At 69.1% G+C, this 21847-nt stretch carries 21 protein-coding genes and 1 tRNA gene; 5 read left to right on the forward strand and 17 right to left on the reverse strand.

From position 1 onward, the window contains the following. Positions 1–131 precede the first annotated feature (131 nt). Complete coding sequence (locus NGH83_RS09615) at positions 132–1397, forward strand: NAD(P)/FAD-dependent oxidoreductase (RefSeq protein WP_251856041.1); 1266 nt, start codon at positions 132–134, stop codon at positions 1395–1397. A 70-nt stretch (positions 1398–1467) separates the two neighbouring features. Here NGH83_RS09615 and NGH83_RS09620 read toward each other — a convergent pair whose 3' ends face one another. Both NGH83_RS09620 and NGH83_RS09625 read right to left on the reverse strand, forming a co-directional pair. Continuing rightward, positions 1468–2190, reverse strand: a complete 723-nt coding sequence (locus tag NGH83_RS09620) for a hypothetical protein (RefSeq protein WP_251856042.1) — start codon at positions 2188–2190, stop codon at positions 1468–1470. A 271-nt stretch (positions 2191–2461) separates the two neighbouring features. Continuing rightward, positions 2462–2537: transfer RNA gene (locus NGH83_RS09625), tRNA-Ala, on the reverse strand. Between the two features lie 119 nt (positions 2538–2656). Here NGH83_RS09625 and NGH83_RS09630 point away from each other — a divergent pair. Then, the gene (locus tag NGH83_RS09630) at positions 2657–3250 is read left to right on the forward strand and encodes an antibiotic biosynthesis monooxygenase (RefSeq protein WP_251856043.1); all 594 of its coding nucleotides are present in this window, start codon (positions 2657–2659) and stop codon (positions 3248–3250) included. A 15-nt stretch (positions 3251–3265) separates the two neighbouring features. Here NGH83_RS09630 and NGH83_RS09635 read toward each other — a convergent pair whose 3' ends face one another. The 10 genes from NGH83_RS09635 to rplU form a co-directional block, all read right to left on the reverse strand. Then, positions 3266–3595: a zf-TFIIB domain-containing protein gene (locus tag NGH83_RS09635; RefSeq protein WP_251856044.1), complete on the reverse strand. Its 330-nt coding sequence runs from the start codon at positions 3593–3595 to the stop codon at positions 3266–3268. Positions 3596–3699: 104 nt separating this feature from the next. Beyond that, positions 3700–4047, reverse strand: coding sequence for a ribosome silencing factor (rsfS, locus tag NGH83_RS09640; RefSeq protein WP_251856045.1), 348 nt, complete (start codon positions 4045–4047; stop codon positions 3700–3702). A gap of 53 nt (positions 4048–4100) precedes the next feature. Then, a complete protein-coding gene (locus NGH83_RS09645) occupies positions 4101–5651 on the reverse strand; it encodes a hypothetical protein (protein WP_251856046.1) in 1551 nt (516 codons plus the stop codon). A 54-nt stretch (positions 5652–5705) separates the two neighbouring features. Continuing rightward, a complete protein-coding gene (nadD, locus tag NGH83_RS09650) occupies positions 5706–6305 on the reverse strand; it encodes a nicotinate-nucleotide adenylyltransferase (RefSeq protein ID WP_256470097.1) in 600 nt (199 codons plus the stop codon). Between the two features lie 8 nt (positions 6306–6313). After that, on the reverse strand, positions 6314–6529 hold the full coding sequence (locus NGH83_RS09655) for a hypothetical protein (protein WP_251856048.1): 216 nt from the start codon (positions 6527–6529) through the stop codon (positions 6314–6316). Positions 6530–6601: 72 nt separating this feature from the next. Further along, a complete protein-coding gene (locus NGH83_RS09660; RefSeq protein ID WP_251856049.1) occupies positions 6602–7870 on the reverse strand; it encodes a glutamate-5-semialdehyde dehydrogenase in 1269 nt (422 codons plus the stop codon). 28 nt (positions 7871–7898) lie between these two features. Continuing rightward, positions 7899–8732 carry a glutamate 5-kinase gene (gene proB, locus NGH83_RS09665; protein WP_251856050.1) on the reverse strand — a complete coding sequence of 278 codons (834 nt, stop codon included), beginning with the start codon at positions 8730–8732 and terminating at the stop codon, positions 7899–7901. Next, positions 8729–10249 (reverse strand): GTPase ObgE, encoded by a 1521-nt coding sequence (obgE, locus tag NGH83_RS09670; RefSeq protein ID WP_251856051.1) that lies wholly within the window; start codon positions 10247–10249, stop codon positions 8729–8731. The genes proB and obgE overlap by 4 nt, the downstream gene beginning before the upstream one ends. Before the next feature lie 114 nt (positions 10250–10363). Continuing rightward, on the reverse strand, positions 10364–10624 hold the full coding sequence (gene rpmA / locus NGH83_RS09675; RefSeq protein ID WP_251856052.1) for a 50S ribosomal protein L27: 261 nt from the start codon (positions 10622–10624) through the stop codon (positions 10364–10366). A 19-nt stretch (positions 10625–10643) separates the two neighbouring features. Beyond that, positions 10644–10952, reverse strand: coding sequence for a 50S ribosomal protein L21 (gene rplU, locus NGH83_RS09680; protein ID WP_251858502.1), 309 nt, complete (start codon positions 10950–10952; stop codon positions 10644–10646). 247 nt (positions 10953–11199) lie between these two features. On the opposite strand from rplU, the gene NGH83_RS09685 reads away from it, so the two are divergent. After that, a complete protein-coding gene (locus NGH83_RS09685) occupies positions 11200–11466 on the forward strand; it encodes a DUF4031 domain-containing protein (protein ID WP_251856053.1) in 267 nt (88 codons plus the stop codon). A gap of 362 nt (positions 11467–11828) precedes the next feature. Here the strand turns inward: NGH83_RS09685 and NGH83_RS09690 are convergent, their stop codons facing one another. Continuing rightward, a complete protein-coding gene (locus NGH83_RS09690; protein ID WP_251856054.1) occupies positions 11829–14195 on the reverse strand; it encodes an Rne/Rng family ribonuclease in 2367 nt (788 codons plus the stop codon). A gap of 303 nt (positions 14196–14498) precedes the next feature. On the opposite strand from NGH83_RS09690, the gene NGH83_RS09695 reads away from it, so the two are divergent. Further along, positions 14499–15050: a GNAT family N-acetyltransferase gene (locus NGH83_RS09695; protein WP_251856055.1), complete on the forward strand. Its 552-nt coding sequence runs from the start codon at positions 14499–14501 to the stop codon at positions 15048–15050. A gap of 53 nt (positions 15051–15103) precedes the next feature. Then, a complete protein-coding gene (locus NGH83_RS09700) occupies positions 15104–15709 on the forward strand; it encodes a vitamin K epoxide reductase family protein (protein ID WP_251856056.1) in 606 nt (201 codons plus the stop codon). Positions 15710–15990: 281 nt separating this feature from the next. On the opposite strand, the gene ndk is transcribed toward NGH83_RS09700, so the two are convergent. Genes ndk through ileS form a run of 4 tightly spaced genes read right to left on the reverse strand, consistent with a single transcriptional unit; the run spans position 15991 to position 21597 of the window. After that, a complete protein-coding gene (gene ndk, locus NGH83_RS09705) occupies positions 15991–16404 on the reverse strand; it encodes a nucleoside-diphosphate kinase (RefSeq protein ID WP_251856057.1) in 414 nt (137 codons plus the stop codon). A 45-nt stretch (positions 16405–16449) separates the two neighbouring features. Beyond that, positions 16450–16833 carry a DUF4233 domain-containing protein gene (locus NGH83_RS09710; protein ID WP_251856058.1) on the reverse strand — a complete coding sequence of 128 codons (384 nt, stop codon included), beginning with the start codon at positions 16831–16833 and terminating at the stop codon, positions 16450–16452. Further along, on the reverse strand, positions 16830–18203 hold the full coding sequence (locus tag NGH83_RS09715; protein ID WP_251856059.1) for a folylpolyglutamate synthase/dihydrofolate synthase family protein: 1374 nt from the start codon (positions 18201–18203) through the stop codon (positions 16830–16832). Before NGH83_RS09715 ends, NGH83_RS09710 begins: the two co-directional genes overlap by 4 nt. After that, positions 18196–21597 carry an isoleucine--tRNA ligase gene (gene ileS / locus NGH83_RS09720; RefSeq protein WP_251856060.1) on the reverse strand — a complete coding sequence of 1134 codons (3402 nt, stop codon included), beginning with the start codon at positions 21595–21597 and terminating at the stop codon, positions 18196–18198. The genes NGH83_RS09715 and ileS overlap by 8 nt, the downstream gene beginning before the upstream one ends. Positions 21598–21847 lie beyond the last annotated feature (250 nt).

Here is a 21847-nt window from a genome sequence, read left to right on the forward strand (position 1 = left end):
CTGCTCGCCTTCCCTTGCACGTCGTCCCCTCACGCTAGCGACATCCGGGCGCGGCCGCCGGACGAATATCGGATGCGACGCTCCCCTACGCTGTGCTCACGACCCCCACCGCGTTCCGAAGGGATCCGCCGATGGCGAGCACGTCCCCCGCAGCCGACACCGTACGCCTGTACGGCCAGCGATGGAGTCGGGACGCGTACGCGATCCGCGACTTCCTCACCCGTAGCGTCGTGCACTTCACCTGGACCGACATCGAGGACGACGAGTCGTGCATGCGGGTCCTCGGGCGGTCGCTCGCCGAGGCCGGCCTCCCGATCGTCGACCTGCCCGACGGCACGCGCTTGATCGACCCGAGCATCGCCGAGATCGCCGCCCGGCTCGGTTGGGTCGCCCGACCGAAGCTCGCCGAGTACGACCTGTCGGTCTACGGGGCCGGGCCCGCCGGTCTCTCCGCCGCGGTCTACGCCGCCTCGGAAGGCCTCAGCGTCGTGCTCGTCGAGCGCGAGGCCGTCGGCGGTCAGGCCGGCTACAGCAGCCTGATCGAGAACTACCTCGGCTTCCCGACCGGGGTGTCCGGCGGCGACCTCGCCGAACGCGCCCGTCAGCAGGCGGTGAAGTTCGGGGCCGAGCTGCTGCTCATGCGAGGCGGCATCGCCGGTTCGTTCACCGACGGACGCATTCACGCCCAGCTCGACGATGGAACGACGATGGTCGCGAAGGCGAACATCTGCGCCACCGGGGTCGAATGGCGGCGCCTCGGCATCGACCGCGAGGAGGAGCTGCTCGGCGTCGGCGTCTACTACGGCGCGGGAACCAGCGAGGCTCCCGACTGCGCCGGAGACACCGTCTACGTCGTGGGCGGCGGCAACTCGGCCGGTCAAGCGGTGATGAACCTCGCGGCCTACGCCGAGCACGTCACCATGCTGGTGCGCGGTCCCGATCTCGCCTCGACCCTGTCCGACTACCTCGAGCAGCGGGTGCGGCGGGCACCCAACATCGACATCCGCCTCGACACGCGCGTGTCGCGGCTCGACGGCGACACCGCGCTCGCCGGGCTGGAGCTCGAGGACGCCCGCACCGGGCGCCGCGAGGAGGTCGCCGCCGACCGCCTCTTCGTCTGCATCGGCGGCTCCCCCGACACGGCGTGGGCCGAACCGACCGACATCGTCTGCGACGAACGCGGCTACATGGTCACCGGCCCGGACATCGATGCGGCGGCGCTGTCGAAGGTGTGGCCCCTCGAACGTCCGCCGTTCTTCCTCGAGACCAGCGTGCCCGGCGCCTTCGCAGCCGGGGACGTGCGGCATGGCTCCGTCAAGCGCGTCGCCTCGGCGGTGGGCGAAGGAGCGATGGCGGTCACCTTCGCGCACCGCTACCTGGCCGAGACCTTCGGCTGACTCATGGTGGAAGCCGCGACGCGGACTGACGCCGCACTCTGAAGGGCGAGCCATCTCGACTCGGGGTAAGTCATCGGCGGTCGAGCCCAATCGCCGCGAGAATGCGGCGGTTGCGAGCCCCGACGAAGGCGAGTTGTCGCTCTCGGAACACTCGATACTGTTCGATAGTGCCAGGCAGGACTGGGCCGGTATAGCCGTCGAACGGCAGGTAGAACCGGACTGAGTTCGTGGCGTCGTCGACGAGGTCGTGGAGCAGAAAAAAGTCGACGTAGCCGCGGAAGTCGCCGAAGAGGGCAAAGAAGTCGCCGTACCGCTCGATTGTCGTAGCGAGCGGACTGTCTTCCCCCACGTAGTGACGGCGGATGCTCTCCAACGTCAAGTCGAATCGGTCGCGGATTCGCGGGTGCGTGCCGCGGCGCTGATTGATGGTCTGGTTGCCGCCGACCCGGTTCCGTGGAAAGAGTAACCGACCACCAATGGTGCCGCCGTCCCGATGCCAGGCGGTATTGGACTCCGATCCCATCGCCTCGTAGAAGTCGCGCAGCTTACGACGGTTTGAGTTCGCCAGGGTGTCGCTGGATAGCACGAACACTCCGAGGTCGGACTCGTGACGCAGCACGAACGCGCGTCCGACCTTCGCTGCTGTCAGCTCGAACGGAGCGCCTCCAGGCAACGGTTTGCTCCACAGTCGCTGGTGATATTTCTGCAGCAAAGGACTATACGAATCCGGGTCACGACGGCCCGCATCGTCTTGGAAGTCGATAGTCACGTCGACGGGGTCGATCAGAGTCATAGCGCTGACTGTAGTGACCACGTCCGCCATTACCTTCAGTCGCAGGGCTACCGCAGTCAGCCGGCGGGCAGCTTCCTCAGCCATCCGAGGCGAATATGGTAGCGGCCTGCACACGCGGCGCTCGTAGTTCGGTTTAGTCCACGAGACCCGGGCTGAACGAGACAATAGCCGAGGTGAAGAGGCGGGTCGACGCCCATCTTCTTCAGACCTCTCGATCATTTACGTCATCAACGAGAAAGAGCGCCACCCTTCGGGCGACGCTCTCTCTCGTTGGTGGACCTGAGGGGACTCGAACCCCTGACCCCCTGCATGCCATGCAGGTGCGCTACCAGCTGCGCCACAGGCCCTCACCGGCCCTCCGTGGAAGGCCTCGACAAGATTACTACATCCGGGAGGCAAATCCCGACCGCGCCACCTCATCGACGCGAACATCTCCCCGTAACACGGCTCCGATTGAATGAACGACATGTCGAACAGCGCTCCACAAGAGCCGATCACCGTCTCCATCGTCCGGCGCGTCGCACCCGACCGCGCCAAAGAAGCCGCCGCCTGGGCCCGCGCCGGGCAAGAACTCATGAGCGCCAGACCCGGCTACCTCGGGTCCGGGTGGGTGAGACCCCAAGCGGGATCGCCCCTCTGGCACATGCTCTACCGGTTCGCCGACGACCAGAGCCTCGACGCGTGGGAGAGATCCACCGAACGGCAATGGTGGGTCGACTCCGCCGTCGGCATCGTCGAACATGATCGATCCGAGCGGCGCACCGGCATCGAGGGCTGGTTCGACGAGCCCTCCACCGTCACTGTCGAGCAGCCCGCTCAGACCGCCGCGGTCGTGCCGCCGCGGTGGAAGCAGATGGTCAGCATCTTCATCGTCTTCTTCCCGCTCAGCCTCGTGGCTCAGTCGACGCTCACCCCACTGCTCGCCGCGTGGCCTCTGCCGCTGCGCGTGCTCGCCACGGTGACCGTGATGATGCCCTTGATGACCTACCTGCTGCTGCCCGCCGCCACCCGGGCGCTCCGCCCGTGGCTGCAACGTCCGAGCACCCGCAGTCCTCGCTGACGGGCGCGGGAGGCGTCAGTCGAACAGCTCGCTGAGCCAGTTGTCCTTCTTCTTGCGGCGGTACCCGTCACCGCCGTAGCCGTATCCCTGCTGCTGCGGATACGGGCGGCCGTACTGCTGCGGCGGCACCTGCTGCGGATATCCGCCCTGTTGGGGATATCCCGGCTGCACCGGCGGGTGCGACACCGTCGGGGCGGGCCCGCCGGCGACCTCGCCGGAACGCTCGATGATCTTGTCCAGCTCGCCACGGTCGAGCCACACGCCCCGGCATTCGGGGCAGTAGTCGATCTCGATGCCGTTGCGCTCGCTCATCACGAGGGTGGCGTTGTCGTTCGGGCACTTCATGCGCGGCTCACTTCCGGGTCGCTGGATCTGACCCGCCGACGCTAACAGCCGACCCTATGACCTTCCGAAGAGCCGACAAATCCGAGAACCGGACTCAGTGCGGGTCAGTCGGCGTGGGCAGGAGTCGGAAGGTTCACCGGGATGACCGGGCAGTCCTTCCAGAGGCGCTCGAGCGAGTAGTAGGAGCGGTCCTCCTCGTGGAAGACGTGCACCACAAGGTCGCCGAAGTCGATGAGCACCCAGCGACCCTCGGTGCGCCCCTCACGGCGCAGCGGCTTCGCACCCGCCTCGATCAGCTTCTCCTCGACGGCCTCGGCGATCGCGAGCACGTTGCGCTCGGTGCGCCCCGAGACCAGCAGGAAGGCGTCCGTGAGCGGTAGCGGTCCTGTCACATCGAGCGCGACGAGGTCGGAGCCGCCCTTGGAATCGGCGGCCTCGGCCGCGAGCTGCACCAGCTCGCGGGCACGAGAGCTCGCGCCGGTTCCTGAATCGTTCGTCGGGGAAATCAGAGCGTCCCCGTGATCCAGCTGGCGATCCACAGACCGATGACCCCGAGGCCCATCGCCGAGGCGACGACCGCCAGCACGACTGGCAGCGTTCCACCGCGACGCTTGCGGGGGCTGACCACGCTGCGAGTCGACGTGTGGGTGCTGACGGCACGAGCGGCACGCACCGGCGCGACGTCGGCGTTGTGGTGCTCCTCCTGGCTCGCCTCGAACAGGCGGTCGATCTCGGAGGAGTCGTAGTGATCCGAGTTCGCCCCCGTGGAGGAGAGGCTGCGCGGCAGGTCGAGCGAGCCGGTCACCAGGATCTCGCCCGTGCTGTTCAGCGCGTGGATGAGGTCGGGCTGCGGATCGGTCGGCATGATGAGCGCGTTGGTCGAGCCGCTCGAGGTTCCGACGTTGCGCGACAGGAGCCCGTCGAACGGCGTCAGGTCGTCGTCGTCCTCTTCGACCTGCAGCGACCAGTGACCGGTCGACTGCGAGGCGGGCTTCGGCACCTCGACGGGCTGAGGCGCGATGATCTGCTGCGGGCCGGTCGCGGGGACCGACGGCGCGTCGAGACCGGCGCTCGCCTGAGCGATCAGCGCCTCGAAGCCCTGCAGCCCGGTGATGGGCTCGTCGGAGAACGGGGCGGGCTCAGCGGCTTCGGGCTCGTCCTCGACGACCGGCGCGGACCGGACGGGCAGCGGAGCGGCGGCGACCGGCTCGACGACCTCGATCGCCTCGGCGATCGGCGACGCCTTCGGCAGGACGGGCTCCTCGGCGATCAGCGCGGCGCGGTCGACGGCCGACATCGGAGCGGTGGCGGTGTCCTCGAACGCGGCGAACGCGGATCCGAGCGGGATGCCGGCGATCGGCGTCTCGGGTGCGGGCTCGCGGTGACCGACCGGCGGCGCCACCGACGGCGCGGGAGCGGCGGCCCAGCCGCCGGGACGCGGCGCGAGGTCGGCCGCGGAGAACGCAGGGAGCACTCCGGACTCGCGCATCTCGCGGAGCTCGCGGCGGGTCAGAGTGTGGTCGAGCGCGGTCGCCTCGGCGGCGGGCGCTTCGGGAGCCGCGGGAGCTGCGGAGCGCAGCGGCGGCGTGCGGGTCTGCGTGTGGTAGTCGAGGCCGCCCACCGATGCGGGAGCGAGCGGAGCCGAGGCGGCCGCCGCGGGCGCGAAGCTGCGCTCGCGGAAACCCGCCTGCACGTCGGCGGCGGTGGGAGCCTGCGGGCGGCGAGCGAAGGCGGGGCCCTCGTACGTCGGGATGTTGGGGCGCCCCTGAGTGACGTAGCTGAGCGGCTCGGGAGGAACGCTGCCCTCACGGTCCTGATCGGCGACGCGACGGCCGGTGCGGCGCTCGGCCTCGGTCGCCGCATCGGTCAGCTGCGACGCCGCGCGGCGCGAGATGCTGTCCCAGATGCCGCCCGAGGCGTTCAGGTCGAAGGCGCCGGAGGGGTGCTCGCCGGCGGGGATGCCGGAGAGGTCGCCGGTCTCGCGCGCCTCCGCCTGGGCGCGACGCTCGGCGTCACGCGCTTCGCGTCGACTGCGGGGTTGGTTCGCGGAAGCCACGGCGCCTGTTCCTCGGCGCTCTTGTGGCTGCTGTTCCTGCGACAACGTCATGGACTAACTCCGATACAGGTCATGCTTGGAGATGTATTGAACGACGCCGTCGGGAACGAGATACCAAACAGGAAACCCCCTGTTCACCCGACTTCGGCAGTCGGTTGACGATATCGCCAGCGCCGGAACTTCCAGCCAGCTTACGTCGCCCTTGGGCAAATCAGAAATGGACACGACGTGTCCCGGCCGACTGACCGCGACGAAGTGCGCGAGGTCCCAGAGGTCGTCGACGTTCTTCCAGCCGACGATCTGCTTGATGGCGTCGGCACCGGTGATGAAGAACAGGTCGGCGTCGGGGTAGGCGGTGTTGAGATCGCGCAACGTGTCGATCGTGTAGGTGGGGCCGCCGCGGTCGATGTCGACCCGGGAGACGGTGAATCGGGGGTTCGACGCCGTCGCGATGACCGTCATCAGGTAGCGGTGCTCGGCGGCTGAGACGCCCCGCTTCTGCCATGGCTGCCCGGTGGGCACAAAGACGACCTCGTCGAGACCGAAGGACTGGGCGACCTCACTGGCCGCCACGAGGTGTCCGTGGTGGATCGGGTCGAAGGTTCCGCCCATCACGCCGACGCGTCGCCGACGCGTGTCGCGTGTGTCCTGCACCGGCGTCGTCAGGCGTCTTTCGCGGAACCGTGACCGGACCCGTCGCCGCCGCGCGCCCCGGAGACCTGGCTGTGACGGTTGGCGACGTCACGATAGCTCCAGGTCACGAGCGCGAGCGCGGCGAAGATGACGAGGGCGATGACACCGAAGACGTACGCCGGCATCGGCAGCTCGGTGTGGCCAGACTCGGCGGCGGCCAACACCACGGTCAGCGGCAACGACATGCTCTCTCCGTTTCGTCACGCCCGGACGGGCGGCCCGGCGTCGGGCTCAGACCAGCTTAGGCGAAGTCGGGTTCACTTCCTCGTCTGGCCGGTGCCGCGCACGAGCCATTTGGTGCTCGTGAGCTCCTGAAGCCCCATCGGACCGCGGGCGTGCAGCTTCTGGGTCGAGATGCCGACCTCGGCGCCGAACCCGAACTCGCCGCCGTCGGTGAAGCGCGTCGACGCGTTGACCATGACGACCGCGGAGTCGACCTCGGCGAGGAACCGCTCGGCGTTCGCGTAGTCGCTCGTGATGATCGTCTCGGTGTGGTGCGTCGAATAGCGGTCGATGTGCGCGATCGCCTCGTCGAGCGAGTCGACGATCTTCACGGCGAGATCGAGCGAGTAGTACTCGGCCGTCCAGTCGTCCTCGGTGGCATCCACCGAGTCGGCGTACAGCGCGCGGGTCGCCGGATCGGCGTGCAGCGTGACACCGGCGGCCCGCAGCGAGTCGAGGACGGGACGGAGCACCCGGTCGGCCGCGCCCCGGTGCACGAGCAGGGTCTCGAGCGTGTTGCAAACGCTCACGCGCTGCACCTTCGCGTTGGTCACCACGTCGGCGGCGAGCTCCGGGTCGGCGGACTCGTCGATGAACGCGTGCACGACTCCCGCGCCGGTCTCGATGACGGGCACCTTCGACTCGGAGACGACGGTGCTGATCAGCTCTGCGCTGCCTCTCGGGATCAGGACGTCGACGTAGCCGCGGGCCTGCATAAGCGCCTTGACGCCGTCGCGGCCGAACTCGTCGATGGTCTGCACCGCTTCAGCGGGCAGACCGATCGAGGTGAGCGCCGCCTGGATCGATTCGACGAGCACGCGGTTCGAGTTCGCGGCGGCACTGCCGCCGCGGAGGATCGCCGCGTTGCCGCTCTTCAGGGCGAGCGCCGCGATGTCGATGGTGACGTTGGGGCGCGCCTCGTAGATGGCGCCGACGACACCGAACGGCACACGGACCTGATTGATCCGCAGACCGTTGGGGAGCGTGCGGCCGCGCACGCTCTCCCCCACCGGGTCGACGAGTTTCGTGATGTCGATGACCGCGTCGGCGAGGGAGGCGAGACGGACCTCGTCGAGCCGCAGGCGATCCTGCAGCCCCGCGGAGACGCCGTTCTCGCGTGCCGCCTGCAGGTCGAGACCGTTCGCCTCGATGATGCGGGCCGAGTCTTCGACGATGCGGTCGGCGATCGCCCGGAGCGCCGCATCCTTGGTCTCGGTCGGGAGGGTCGCGAGGGCGCGGGACGCGGCGCGCGCGGCGACGAGTTTGTCCTCGAAGGAGACCTGGAGTGCTGAGCCGGTCGACATGCGCCCCATCCTATTCAGGGCGCGGGCCCTAGTCGGCGGTGACGGTGCCGATCTCGGACGTGCGCGGCGCGCGCTCGGCTCCCGCCGGCGCGGGGTCGAACCAGGTGCCGATGCTCGCGCCCTGGAGGGCGTCGGCGACCTGTCCGGTCGAGGTGAGCAGCACCGCGGTGCCGGCGTCGGCGGCGAGCCGCGCAGCCGCGACCTTGGTCATCGCTCCCCCGGTTCCGACACCGGTGCCGACCGAGCCGATGACGACGTCGTCGAGCGGGTCGCCGTACCGCACATGGTCGATGAGCACCGCACCGGGCTCCTGCGGCGGTCGCGTGTAGAGCGCGTCGACGTCGCTCAGCAGCACCAGCAGGTCGGCGCGCACGAGCACCGACACGAGGGCGGCGAGGCGGTCGTTGTCGCCGAATCGGATCTCGTGCGTCGCGACCGTGTCGTTCTCGTTCACGATCGGCAGGATTCGGAGGGCGAGCAGTTTCTCCATGGCCCGTTCCGCGTTCTTGCGGTGGGTGTGGTTCTCGAGGTCGCCCGCGGTGAGCAGCACCTGACCGGCGACGATGCCGAACTGGTCGAGGCTGTCCTGGTAACGGAAGATGAGCACGTTCTGGCCCACCGCGGCCGCCGCCTGCTGGGTCGCGAGGTCTCCCGGGCGGGCGTCGAGCTTGAGGTAGGGCATGCCGGTTGCGATCGCGCCGGAGCTCACGAGGATCACCTCGGTGCCGCGCCCGTGCGCCTCGGCGAGGGCGGCGACGAGCGGCACGATCTGGCCGGCGTTGTCGCCGCTGATCGACGACGAACCGACTTTGACGACGATGCGCCGAGCGGACGAGATGCCGCTCCGGTCGGTCACGCTCACTCCTGCTCCTCCGCGTCGGCGTGGTCCTCGCGCCAGATGCCCGCCTCGCGTTCGCGCTGCATCTCGGCGCGCGCTTCGGCCTTCGCGTCCATGCGCTCGAAGTAGTGTTCGCGGCGCTCGTTGCGGGTCGGGCGCGCGTTGCGATCGAGACGCGCGTCGCTGCCGCGGGGGCTCGTGATGAGCTCCGCCGCGGAGGTGAGGGTGGGCTCCCAGTCGAACACGACGCCGCCGCCGCGCCCGATGACGACCGCGGATCCGGGCACGGCGCCCGCGGCGAAGAGGGCGTCTTCGACTCCGAGCGCGGCCAGCCGGTCTGCGAGGTAGCCGACCGCCTCGTCGTTGGCGAAGTCGGTCTGCGCGACCCAGCGCTCGGGCTTCTCGCCCTTGACGCGGTACACGGTGCCGCCGCTGCCGCCCTCGCGGACGACCTCGTACTCCTTCTCGTCGACCGCGCGAGGCCGCAGCACGATGCGCGGCTTCGCCGGCGGCTCGGCGGTCCGCGCCTCTTCGACCACCCCGGCGAGGGCGAAGGAGAGTTCGCGCAGGCCCGCGTGACTGACCGTGGAGATTTCGAAGACCCGGTATCCGCGCGCCTCGAGGTCGGGACGGACCAGGTCGGCGAGGTCGTGCGCCTCGGGGACGTCGACCTTGTTGAGGGCGATGAGCTGCGGGCGCTCCAGCAGCGGCACCTGCCCCTCGGGCACCGGATACGCGCCGAGCTCGCCGAGGATGACGTCGAGGTCGCTGATCGGGTCGCGGCCGGGGTCGAGGGTGGCGCAGTCGAGCACATGCAGCAGCGCGCTGCACCGCTCGACGTGACGGAGGAACTCGAGGCCGAGCCCCTTGCCCTCGCTCGCGCCCTCGATCAGGCCGGGGACGTCGGCGACGGTGTAGCGCACCGAGCCGGCCTCGACGACGCCGAGGTTCGGCTGGAGGGTCGTGAACGGGTAGTCGGCGATCTTGGGACGCGCGGCCGACATCGCGGCGATCAGGCTCGACTTGCCGGCCGACGGGAATCCGACGAGCGCGACGTCGGCGACGGTCTTCAGTTCGAGCTCGACGTCGCCTTCCCACCCGGGGGTGCCGAGCAGCGCGAAGCCGGGCGCCTTGCGCTTGTTGGTCGCGAGCGCGGCGTTGCCGAGACCACCGCGGCCGCCGGGGGCGACGACGATGCGCATCCCGGGCTCGGTGAGATCGGCGAGCACCGTTCCGTCGGGGTCTTTCACGACGGTGCCGACGGGGACGGGGAGTTCGAGGTTCTCGCCGCTCGTCCCGCTGCGGTTGTCGCCCATGCCGGGCGTGCCGTTGTCGGACGACCGGTGGGGGCCCCGGTGGTAGCCGAGGAGGGTGGTGACCTGGGGGTCGGAGACGACGACGATGTCGCCTCCGTCACCGCCGTTGCCGCCGTCGGGGCCGGCGAGCGGCTTGAACTTCTCGCGGCGCACGGAGACGCAGCCGTTGCCGCCGTGCCCCGCCCTGAGGTGCAACGTCACGTGATCGACGAAGCTCGCGACCATGTCGTGCTCCTTGCCTGTGTCGAGCCGCCATCCGCTTTGCGCGGGCGCGGAGCTCGGGGATGAAAATGCGAATGGGCGAGCCGTTCGGCTCGCCCATTCACCACGGAGTGATCGTTACTCGGCTGCCGCCGCGACGATGTTGACGACCTTGCGGCCGCCCTTGGCACCGAACTCGACCGCACCGGCCGAGAGGGCGAACAGGGTGTCGTCGCCACCACGTCCGACGTTCACGCCGGGGTGGAAGTGGGTGCCGCGCTGGCGGACGAGGATCTCGCCGGCCTTGACGACCTGACCGCCGAAGCGCTTCACGCCGAGACGCTGCGCGTTGGAGTCGCGACCGTTGCGAGTGGAGCTAGCTCCCTTTTTGTGTGCCATTGCCTATGCCCCTTCGCGCTTACTTGATGCCGGTGATTTTGACGCGCGTGAGCTCCTGACGGTGGCCCTGGCGCTTCTTGTAGCCGGTCTTGTTCTTGAACTTCTGGATGACGATCTTCTTGCCACGCAGGTCGCCCAGCACCTCGGCAGTCACGGAGACCTTCGCGAGGGCCTTGGCGTCGTGCGTGATGGTCTCGCCGTCGACGAGGAGCACCGGCGCGAGCTGCACGGTGCCGTTCTCGTCTGCCTTGATGCGGTCGAGCGTGACGATCGAGCCGACCTCGACCTTCTCCTGACGCCCGCCGGCGCGCACAATCGCGTAAACCACTTGCTTAGCCAATCTGTTGGGATGTCCGCGGGAAACGAGCCCCTGCGGCGAAGATCCGGTGCGGGCAATGCCGCGCACACCGACGGTCAAGCATACCCGCTCCCCCGACCTCCGGCAACCAACCTCGGGTCAGCGTGGCGCGAAGCCACGGGTCGTCGGGCAGCGCCGCGACTCTGCTCCGCCGCCTGCCGCTCCGAGCCGCTCCGATCGGACCGGTATGTCCGCGTCGGTGCGAGAGACTGGGGATATGACGGTGCTGATCGACACGGCGATGTGGCCCGCGCACGGCACCGTCTGGGCGCACCTCGTGAGCGACGAATCGCTCGAGGAGCTGCACGCCTTCGCCCGCGCGAACGAGGTTCCCCCGCGCAGCTTCGACCTCGACCACTACGACGTCCCCGAGCGGCGTGTCGCCGAACTGGTCGCCGCGGGCGCGGTGTCCGTCTCGGGCCACGAGCTGGTGCGCCGCCTCATCGCCAGCGGCCTCCGAGTCCGCGGCCGCGACCGCCACTGACCGCCGGCGGATCTGGAAACGACTCCGCGACATCCGGCGGTCGACGGTCGGCGGTCGGACTCACGAGTGCACGGTTCAGGAGCGGGTGCGCCGATCAGGACTGTGTGCGCCGATCAGGAGGTGCGGCGCGGATCAGGACGGATCCGGCGGAATCCTCGGCGGGTCGTAGCGCTGGTCCTGATCCGTGCACCCGCCCGGTACGCCGATCAGGAGTTTCGCGCCGAAACCGGGCAACTCGCACACCGATCAGGAGCCGGAGCGCGCTTTCTCCTGATCCGTGCACCAACTCCTGATCCGCGCACGAACTCCTGATCCGTGCACCAACTCCTGATCCGTGCTCACTCCCGGTCAGGGAGGGCCGACTACTCGGAGTCGCCGGTGGAGTGGCGTGCCGCGTCGCCCGCAGTTAGCGCACCCGTCGAGACGCGGCGGCTGCGCGAGCGGCCCTGGCCCGGCTTCTTCGGCTCGGGCAGGGCGTCGAGCACCGTGGAAAGCAGCGACTCGGCGTCCGCGGCGATCGTGCGCTGCGGTGCCGGAGCGACCTCGGGAAGCGGGATGACCGGCTCGACGACCGGCGCCGCCGCGACCTCGCCGCCCGCGGTCGACACCTCGGCGGTCTCGGCCACCGTGTGCTCCTCGACGGCGTCGCCCTTATGGAGGGTGCTCTTCGCGATCAGGGCGAGCGCGTTCTTCGCACCGTCCGTGATCTCGTGCGTGCTGCCCGTCGCGGGACGCTGCTGATTCTGCTGAGCCTGCTTGCGGCGACGCGGCTCCGGCTTGCCCTCGGGCTGGCGCGGCGCGTCGGTCATCGACTCGGCGAGCCCCAGACCCAGCTTCTTGCGGGTCATCTGCACGAGGCCCAGCGAGGTGACCTCGGCCACCTGGTGCTTGGTGCGGTCGCGGCTCAGGCACTCGACGAGACGGCGCAGCACGAGGTCGCGGTTCGTCTCGAGCACCATGTCGATGAAGTCGATGACGATAATGCCGCCGATGTCGCGCAGCCGCAGCTGACGGACGATCTCTTCTGCCGCCTCGAGGTTGTTCTTCGTGACCGTCTCTTCGAGGTTTCCGCCCGACCCGACGAACTTGCCGGTGTTGACGTCGATGACCGTCATCGCCTCGGTGCGGTCGATGATGAGCGAACCACCCGACGGCAGCCACACCTTGCGCTCGAGCGCCTTGTCGATCTGCTCCTGCACGCGGTATCCGGCGAACACGTCGCCGTTGCCCTGCCAGCTCTCGACCCGGTCGAGCAGGTCGGGGGCGACCGACGTGAGGTAGCCCTCGATCGTCTTCTGGGCGTCGTCGCCGTCGATGACGAGCTTCGCGAAGTCCTCGTTGAAGACGTCGCGGATGATCTTCACCAGCAGGTCGGGCTCGCTGTGCAGCAGAGCGGGCGCGTTAGCCTTCTCGACCTGCCCGCTGATGTGCTTCCACTGGCTGGTGAGACGGTTGACGTCGCGGGTCAGCTGCTCCTCGGTCGCCCCCTCCGCGGCGGTGCGCACGATGACGCCGACGCCCTCGGGCAGCACGTCCTTGAGGATCTTCTTGAGGCGCGCGCGCTCGGTGTCGGGAAGCTTCCGCGAGATGCCGTTCATCGATCCGCCGGGCACGTACACGAGGTAGCGGCCGGGCAGCGAGATCTGACTGGTGAGGCGGGCTCCCTTGTGACCGACGGGATCCTTGGTGACCTGCACGAGGACGCGGTCGCCGGCCTTCAGCGCCAGCTCGATGCGGCGGGGCTGGTTCTTCTCCCCTTCGGCCGCTGCGGCGTCCCAATCGACCTCACCCGAGTAGAGCACCGCGTTGCGGCCGCGGCCGATGTCGACGAACGCCGCCTCCATGCTGGGCAGAACGTTCTGCACGCGGCCGAGGTAGACGTTGCCGATCAGCGACGCGTTCTGAGCCTTCGCCACGTAGTGCTCGGCGAGCACCGAGTCTTCGAGCACACCGATCTCGATGCGACTGTCGGTGCTGCGGACCACCATGACGCGCTCGACCGACTCGCGGCGGGCGAGGAACTCGGCCTCGGTGACGACGGCGCGGCGGCGACCGGCATCGCGACCGTCGCGGCGACGCTGCTTCTTGGCCTCGAGCCTCGTCGAGCCCTTGATCTTCTGCGGCTCGGTGATCTGCACGGTGACGCGCTCGCGAGGCTGCTGCTGCTGCTCGTTGTCGCCTCCGCCGGAGCGGCGACGCGAACGGCGGCGGCTGGTGCTCGACCGGGAGTCGGAGTCGCGCTCGTCGTCGTCCTCGTCCTGCTCGTCCGGAAGCGCCGGCAGGGGCGCGAGCGCAGGCGGGGCCTGGAAGAGGGGGAACAGGCTGAAGCCGCGCGGCGACTCCGGGGCCTCGACCGCCGGGACGACCTCGTCGGCAACGGGCTCGGAACCGGCGGCGCTCAACGCGAGCGCCTCGACATCGACGGCACTCGCGTCAACGGCGTTCGCGTCACCGGCGCTCGTGTCGGACGGAGCCGCGTTCACCGCGACGGCGTCGACGGTCGCCTCGGCGGCGACCTGCTCCGTCGCGGTCGCCTCAGGGCCGACCTCGGCGGGCTGCGGCGACGGTTCGCGCGTCACCGGCGCCGACGCGGCCGCGGCGCGAGCCCGACCGAGACCGACTCGCGGGCGGAAGGTGCGGCGACGCTTGGTCTTCTCGTCGCCACCCTCGGGCGCCCCATTGCCCGATCCTGTGCTGCTCGATCCGTTGATGTTGTTGTCTTCCACCATTGCTGGTGCACTCCTCGCGGGTGCGGCGTCCGCGCCACCACAACCAAAACCTGGCGGTGGAGATCCTCCACCTAACTCTGTGTGAGCCCCGTGCACCCGGCCGTGGGCTCTGCGTCACCGAAGTCCGGTGGCGCTTCCTCGGATCGCTGGTGATCCTCGTTTCGGAACCGACTGGGCGGGTCCAAAGAAAGTCTTCGACCCACGCGCGGCGCGGGTACTGACGACGATTATCGCATGCCGACCCCGAAGAGCCCCACGACCCGCGGGAGGCGCTCGCGCGGTCGGCGGGCATAGAGTCCACGCATGACCCGGCTCACGCTGCGTCCCATGACCCGCGCGGACCTTCCGCTCATGTCGCACTGGCTGGCCGCGCCGCATGTGCACGCCTGGTGGGGCGACAACCCGGCCCCCGACTCCGTGGAGAGCGAATACGGCCCCTCGCTCGACGGCACCGACCCGGCGCGACTGCGGATCGCACTGCAGGACGGACGGCCGGTCGGCTTCATCCAGTGGTACGCGATGAGCGACGAACCCGAATACGTCGACGTGCTCTCGAGCGTCATCCCGATCCTCGACGGCGACATGAGCCTCGACTACCTGATCGGCGAAGCCGACGCGCTCGGCCACGGCGCGGCGGCGGTCATGATCCGCCTCGCCGCCGACGAGATCTGGCACGACGTCCCGTCGGCGCACCGCATCATCGTTCCCGTCCATGCCACGAACCGGGCCTCATGGCGCAGCCTCGAGAATGCCGGATTCCGGCGGATCGCCGAAGGGGAGCTCGAGCCCGACTTCGCCACCGACGACCACCGCCACGTCCTCTACTCGGCCACACGCTCGAAGGTCGCGGAATAGTCTCCGGCACGCCGCTGCTTTCTACCGGGGATAGAAATGGCAGGATTCCAGGCATGACCAACACCACCCCGGCGCGTCGACCGATCGCGATGTCGATCCTGTTCATCGTCACCGGTCTGATCGGACTGTGGGCGTCGTTCCAGCTGGTGCTCGAACGCTTCCAGCTGATCGAGGCGCCCGGTGAGGCGCTCGGCTGCGACATCAACCCGTTCGTCGCGTGCAGCACGGTCATCCAGAGCGCTCAGGGGTCGGTGTTCGGCTTCCCGAACCCGCTGCTCGGTGTGATGGGGTTCGTCGCCCCCATCGCGGTCGGCGTCGCGCTCCTCGCCCGCGCCCGCTTCGACCGGTGGTTCTGGATCTTCTTCAACGCGGGCCTCGTGTTCGCCATCGTCTTCATCCACTGGCTGATGACCCAGACCGTGTACGTCATCGGCACCCTGTGCCCTTACTGCCTCGTCGTCTGGACCGTCACCATCCCGCTGTTCTGGTACGGCACCGTGTGGAACCTCGCGAAGAACTTCGGCCTCACCGGTTCGGCTCAGCGGTTCTTCCAGGGGCTGCTGAAGTGGACCTGGATCATCGTCCTCGTCGACTACGCGATCATCCTGCTGATCATCTACGTGAACTTCCCCCTCCTCCCGACCCTCCTCTTCCGCTAGGGCCGCAGGGGCGCGGGCGCTCTCGATACGCTCGTTCCTCGCTACTCGAGCCGTCTCGATGCGGGCCTGGCGGCCCTACTCGACGACCGGATCAGGAGTCGTGCCTTCCGTATCGCTGCGCTCAACGGGCGGGCTTCACCCCGGTCGTCGAGTAGCGACGAAGGAGCGTATCGAGACGGGTCGAGTAAGCGAAGCGCACCGAGACCACAGTGCGCCCGATGCCGCAGACGGAGGAAGGCCCCGCTGCTCGTCGCACAGGGGCCCTCCTCGCGGTCAGCGGGTCAGAACCAGAGGGCCAGCTCGCGGGCGGCGGACTCGGGCGAGTCGCTCCCGTGCACCAGGTTCTGCTGCACCTTCAGACCCCAGTCGCGGCCCAGGTCGCCGCGGATCGTGCCCGGCGCGGCGGTCGTTGGGTCGGTGGTGCCGGCGAGGGCGCGGAAGCCCTCGATCACCCGGTTGCCGGCCACCCGGATCGCGACGACAGGGCCCGACTCCATGAACTCGACGAGCGGCTCGTAGAACGGCTTGCCGACATGCTCCTCGTAATGCTTGCCGAGCAGCTCACGGTCGGCCTCGACCAGCCGGATGTCGACGAGCGAGTACCCCTTCGCCTCGATGCGGCGCAGGATCTCGCCGGTCAGTCCGCGGGCGACACCATCGGGCTTCACCAGCACCAGCGTCTCTTCGACAGCCATCTTCTTCTCCTCGTCGTTTCTTTCGTTCAGGTCGGGGTGGACCGGTCAGGCCGTCGCGCCGCTCGGCGGTCGGTCACGATCCACTCGCCCGCCCACAATGATGCAGTACGCCCAGATGCCGACGAACAGCGCCGCGACGATGAAAATCTCACCGACGAGCAGCCCACCGGCCATGAAGACCGCCTGGCAGAACCAGCCGAGCCACACACCCGACGGGTATCGCAGCACGCCGACGGTGACGAGCATCAGCACGCACAACCCGATTCCGACGGGCAGCGCGACCACCCACGGCAGACGTCCGAGCCCCGCGACGACGAGCGCGGCGAGGAACACCACGATCACCTCGAAGCCGAGGACGATCGAGCCGAGACTCTCGGTGACGCTGCGACGCCGACGCGGACGCGGAACGCGCTCCGGGGATGCGCTCATGAGGCCGGCTTCCAGCCTTCTTCGGCGGCGACCTCGATCACGCGACCGACGAGGGTGATGGAGCCGAACACCACGACCGCGCCGTTGGCGGTGTCGCGCACGTCGTCGCGCGCCACCTCGAGGGCGGTCGAGATCGTCGGCTCGACGCGCACCCGGTCGGCACCCGCCACGGACACGGCGATCGCAGCGAGGTCGTCGACGTCGGTGGTGCGCTCGGACGGCGCGAAGGTGACCACGAACTCGTCGACGACCGGTTCGACGGCGCGGAGCATCCCCTCGGCGTCCTTGTCCTGCAGCACCCCGACGACGGCGACGATGCGGTCGAAGTTGAAGTAGGTCTTCAGCGCGGCGGCGAGCGATTCGGCACCGTGCGGGTTGTGCGCCGCGTCGACGAGCACGGTCGGCTCGATGCCGACCAGCTGGAGGCGACCCGGCGACGTCACGGTGGCGAATCCTTCGGCGACGACGTCGGAGTCGAGCGCGGTCGACCCGCCGCCGAGGAACGACTCGACCGCGGCGACCGCGAGCGCGGCGTTGTGGGCCTGGTGATCGCCGTACAGCGGCACGAAGACGTCGGTGTAGTGCCCGACGAGGCCCTTGATGTCGACGAGCTGTCCACCGACGCCCACCGCGGAGGTTTCCGAGAACTCGTCGCCCTCGACCGCGAGGGTGGCCTCGCTGAGCTCGGCGGCGCGGCGCAGCTCGGTCAGCGCATCGGCCGACTGGCTCGCGCTGACGACCGTCGCGACGGGCTTGATGATGCCGGCCTTGGTGCGCGCGATTTCCGCGATCGTCGAACCGAGACGCTCCTGATGGTCGAGCGCGATGGGCGTGAACACGGCGACCTGGGCGTCGGCGACGTTCGTCGCATCCCATTCCCCACCCATGCCGACCTCGATGACGGCGACATCGACCGGGGCGTCGGCGAACGCGGCGAAGGCGAGCACGACGAGGGCTTCGAAATAGGTGAGCGGCGCTTCGCCCGCCTGCTCGAGCTCGCGATCGACGATGCCGAGGTAGGGCTCGATGTCTCGCCAGTTGGCGACGAGCCTCTCGTCGGTGATCGGCACCCCGTCGATGAGGATGCGCTCGTTGAAGCGCACCAGGTGCGGGCTGGTCAGCAGGCCGGGTCGGAGGCCGGATGCGCGCAGCAGGCTGTCGATCATCCGGCTCGTGCTGGTCTTGCCGTTCGTTCCCGCGATCTGGATGATCGGGTACGCCCGGTGCGGGTCGCCGAGCAGCTCGACGGCCTTCCGCACCGGCTCGAGCCGGGGCTGCGGGGACGCCTCGCCGAGGCGGTCCTGCAGTTCGAGGACGACCTGGTCGGCCTCGTCCCGGAAGTCGTCGAGGTCGTCGTAGTCGTCAGACATCGAGCACCACCGGTCCCGTCTTGCGCAGTTCGAATCGGCCGCCGTCGCGGGCGCCCCACGCGCCGGGCTTCAGCACGGTGAGGTGGCCGTCGGGCCATGTCGTCAGGTTACCCGTCGAGTCGGCCGTCGCTTCGGCGAAGTCGAGCTGGACGGTGAGCGTCTCGCCTGCGATCAGGTCGCGGTGCGCGTCGATCACGGCGCCCAGCTCGTCGTCGCCCTCGAAGCGCACCTCGATGCGGTCGGACACGTCGAGTCCGGCGGCCCGGCGGGCCTGTTGCAGGTCGCGGATGAGGTCGCGTGCGCGCCCTTCCGCCTCGAGCTCGGGAGTGAGCGCCGTGTCCAGCAACAGGAAACCTCCACCGGGCAGCAGGGACAGTGCGGGACCCGCGTCGTCGGCCGACTGCGAGGCGACCTCGAGGACGAGGTCGTACTCCCCCGCCTGCAATTCGACGCCACCGGCGACGACGACACCGGCCGCCTCGGACCAGTCGCCGGACTTCGCGGCTGTGATGACGCGCTGCACATCCTTGCCGATGCGCGGCCCGAGAGCGCGTGCGTTGACGGCGAGGCGGGTGCTGATGCCGTACTCGGCGGCGCTCGTCGTGGCGAGGTCGACCAGGTCGATCGACTTCAGGTTGAGCTCGTCGCGGAGGATGCCCTCGAACGGCGCGAGGGACGCGGCATCCGGCGTCACGACCGTGAGGCCGGCGAGCGGCAGACGCACCCGCAGGCCCGCCTGCTTCCGCAGCGCGAGAGCGGTCGAAGTGACCACCCGCACGCGGTCCATCGCGGTGACGAGCGTCTCGTCGGCGGGGAACTCGGCGGCGTCGGGCCAGTCGGTGAGGTGGACGCTGCGTCCACCCGTCAGGCCGCGCCAGATCTCCTCGGTGACGAGCGGCAGCAGCGGCGCCGCGAGTCGGGTGAGCGTCTCGAGCACGGTGAACAGGGTGTCGAAGGCTTCGGGGCGCCCCTCCCAGAAGCGATCGCGGCTGCGACGCACGTACCAGTTGGTCAGCACGTCGGAGAACTCGCGTAGCCGGTCGGCGGCGGCCGACGCGTCGAGCCGGTCGAAGTCGGCGGTGATCGCCTCGACGAGATCGCGGAGCTTCGCGAGCACGTAGCGGTCGAGCACATCCTCCGAGTCGGTGCGGCGCACCGCGTCGTGGTCGGAGGCGTTCGCGTACAGGGTGAAGAAGTAGTACGTGCTCCAGAGCGGCAGCAGAACCTGGCGCACGCCCTCGCGGATGCCCTCCTCGGTGACGATGAGGTTGCCGCCGCGCAGCACGGGGCTCGCCATCAGGAACCAGCGCATCGCGTCGGAGCCGTCGCGGTCGAATACCTCGTTGACGTCGGGGTAGTTGCGCAGCGACTTCGACATCTTCTGCCCGTCGTTGCCGAGGACGATGCCGTGGCTCACGACGCTCTTGAACGCCGGACGGTCGAAGAGCGCGGTGGAAAGCGCGTGCATGACGTAGAACCAGCCGCGGGTCTGACCGATGTACTCGACGATGAAGTCGGCGGGGCTGTGCCCGTCGAACCAGTCCGTGTTCTCGAAGGGGTAGTGAACCTGGGCGAACGGCATCGAACCCGAGTCGAACCAGACGTCGAACACATCCGAGATGCGCCGCATGGTGCTCTTCCCGGTCGGGTCATCGGGGTTCGGCCTGGTGAGGTCGTCGATGAACGGCCGGTGCAGGTCGGGGTTGCCGTCGGCGCCGACCGGCAGGCGCCCGAAGTCGCGCTCGAGCTCCTCGAGCGACCCGTAGACGTCGGTGCGCGGATGCTCGGGGTCGTCGCTCTTCCACACCGGGATGGGGCTGCCCCAATACCGGTTGCGCGAGATCGACCAGTCGCGGGCGCCGTTCAGCCACTTGCCGAACTGACCGTCCTTGACGTTCTCGGGCACCCAGTCGATCCGCTGGTTGAGCTCCTCCATGCGGTCGCGGAACTCGGTGACCCGAACGAACCAGCTCGAGACCGCCTTGTAGATGAGCGGCTTGCGGCAACGCCAGCAGTGCGGGTACGGGTGCTCGTAGCTCGCCTGACGGAGCAGACGGCCCTTCTCGCGGAGGATGCGGGTGAGGTGCTTGTTCGCCTCGAAGACCTGGAGGCCGGCGACCTCCTGGATGTTGGGCAGGAACCGACCGCCGTCGTCGACCGAGACGATCGTCGGGATGCCGGCCGCGGAGCAGACGAGCTGGTCGTCCTCGCCGTAGGCCGGAGCCTGGTGGACGATGCCGGTGCCCTCGCCGGTGGCGACGTAGTCGGCGACGAGGATCTGCCACGCCTTCTCGGTGCCCCACACCTCGGTGTCGGCGTAGTAGTCCCAGAGGCGGTCATAGCGGACGCCGTCGAGCTCGCTCCCCTTGAGGGTGCGGCTGATCGCCGCGACCGCATCCTCGGCGCTGTCGTAGCCGAGCTCCTTCGCATACGCGCCGACGAGGTCGGCGGCGAGCAGGTACTCGGCGCCCATCACCTCGACGTCGAGCACCGGGCCCTCGCCGATCTCCTCGCCGGTCAGGCTGTCGGGCGCCTCGGAGTCCGGCGTCCCGTTCGGGCCGGATCGGACCACCGCGTAGTCGATGTCGGGTCCGACGGCGAGCGCCATGTTCGTCGGAAGGGTCCACGGCGTCGTCGTCCACGCGAGCGCACGCGCCGCGGTGAGGCCGAGCGCCTCGGCCTTGGGACCGACGAGCGGGAACGTCACGGTGACGGTCTGGTCCTGACGGCTCTGGTAGACGTCGTCGTCCATCCGCAGCTCGTGGTTCGACAGGGGCGTCTCGTCGTTCCAGCAGTACGGCAGCACTCGGAAGCCCTCGTAGGCGAGGCCCTTGTCGTAGAGCTGCTTGAACGCCCACAGGACGCTCTCCATGAAGGTCGGATCGAGCGTCTTGTAGTCGTTCTCGAAGTCGACCCAGCGAGCCGAGCGGGTGACGTAGTCCTCCCACTCCTTCGTGTAGCGCAGCACCGAGGCGCGGGCCGAGGCGTTGAACTCGCCGACTCCCATCGACTCGATCTCGCCCTTGGTGGTGATGCCGAGCTGGCGCATCGCCTCGAGCTCGGCGGGCAGCCCATGGGTGTCCCACCCGAAGCGGCGGTGCACCTGCTTGCCCCGCATCGTCTGGAAGCGCGGGAAGACGTCCTTTGCGTATCCGGTCAGCAGGTGGCCGTAGTGCGGCAGTCCGTTCGCGAACGGCGGGCCGTCGTAGAACACCCACTCGGGTGCGCCCTCGCGCTGGTCGATCGACGCCTGGAAGGTGCAGTCCTCATCCCAGTAACGCAGGATCCGAGTCTCGATCGCCGGGAACGACGGCGAGGGCACGACGCCGAAGGAGGCGCCGGGCTCGTGGGCCGCTGCGCCGCCCGCGGTCGGGGCACTGGTCTTGGGGTACATCCGCTACTCCTGTGCTGGCATGTCATCTGATGCGTCGCACGAGGACGCTCCTGCAAGAGAAGCGCGGTACCACCTCGTTTGGCCGCCCGTCCGCGAAGACGAAAGGCCCACTCGTTCACTGCTGTGACGGGCTTACCCGCTCGGTTCTAACGGACTCGCCGAAGCGGGTCTTTCTTCCGAGGACTCCCCGGTGATGGCCGGATCGATGTCGTTGCCCCCATGCTACCGGCTGAGGCCCCGCACATCGGTG

It is taken from the genome of Herbiconiux sp. L3-i23, assembly GCF_023734115.1.
Taxonomy (GTDB): Bacteria; Actinomycetota; Actinomycetes; order Actinomycetales; family Microbacteriaceae; genus Naasia.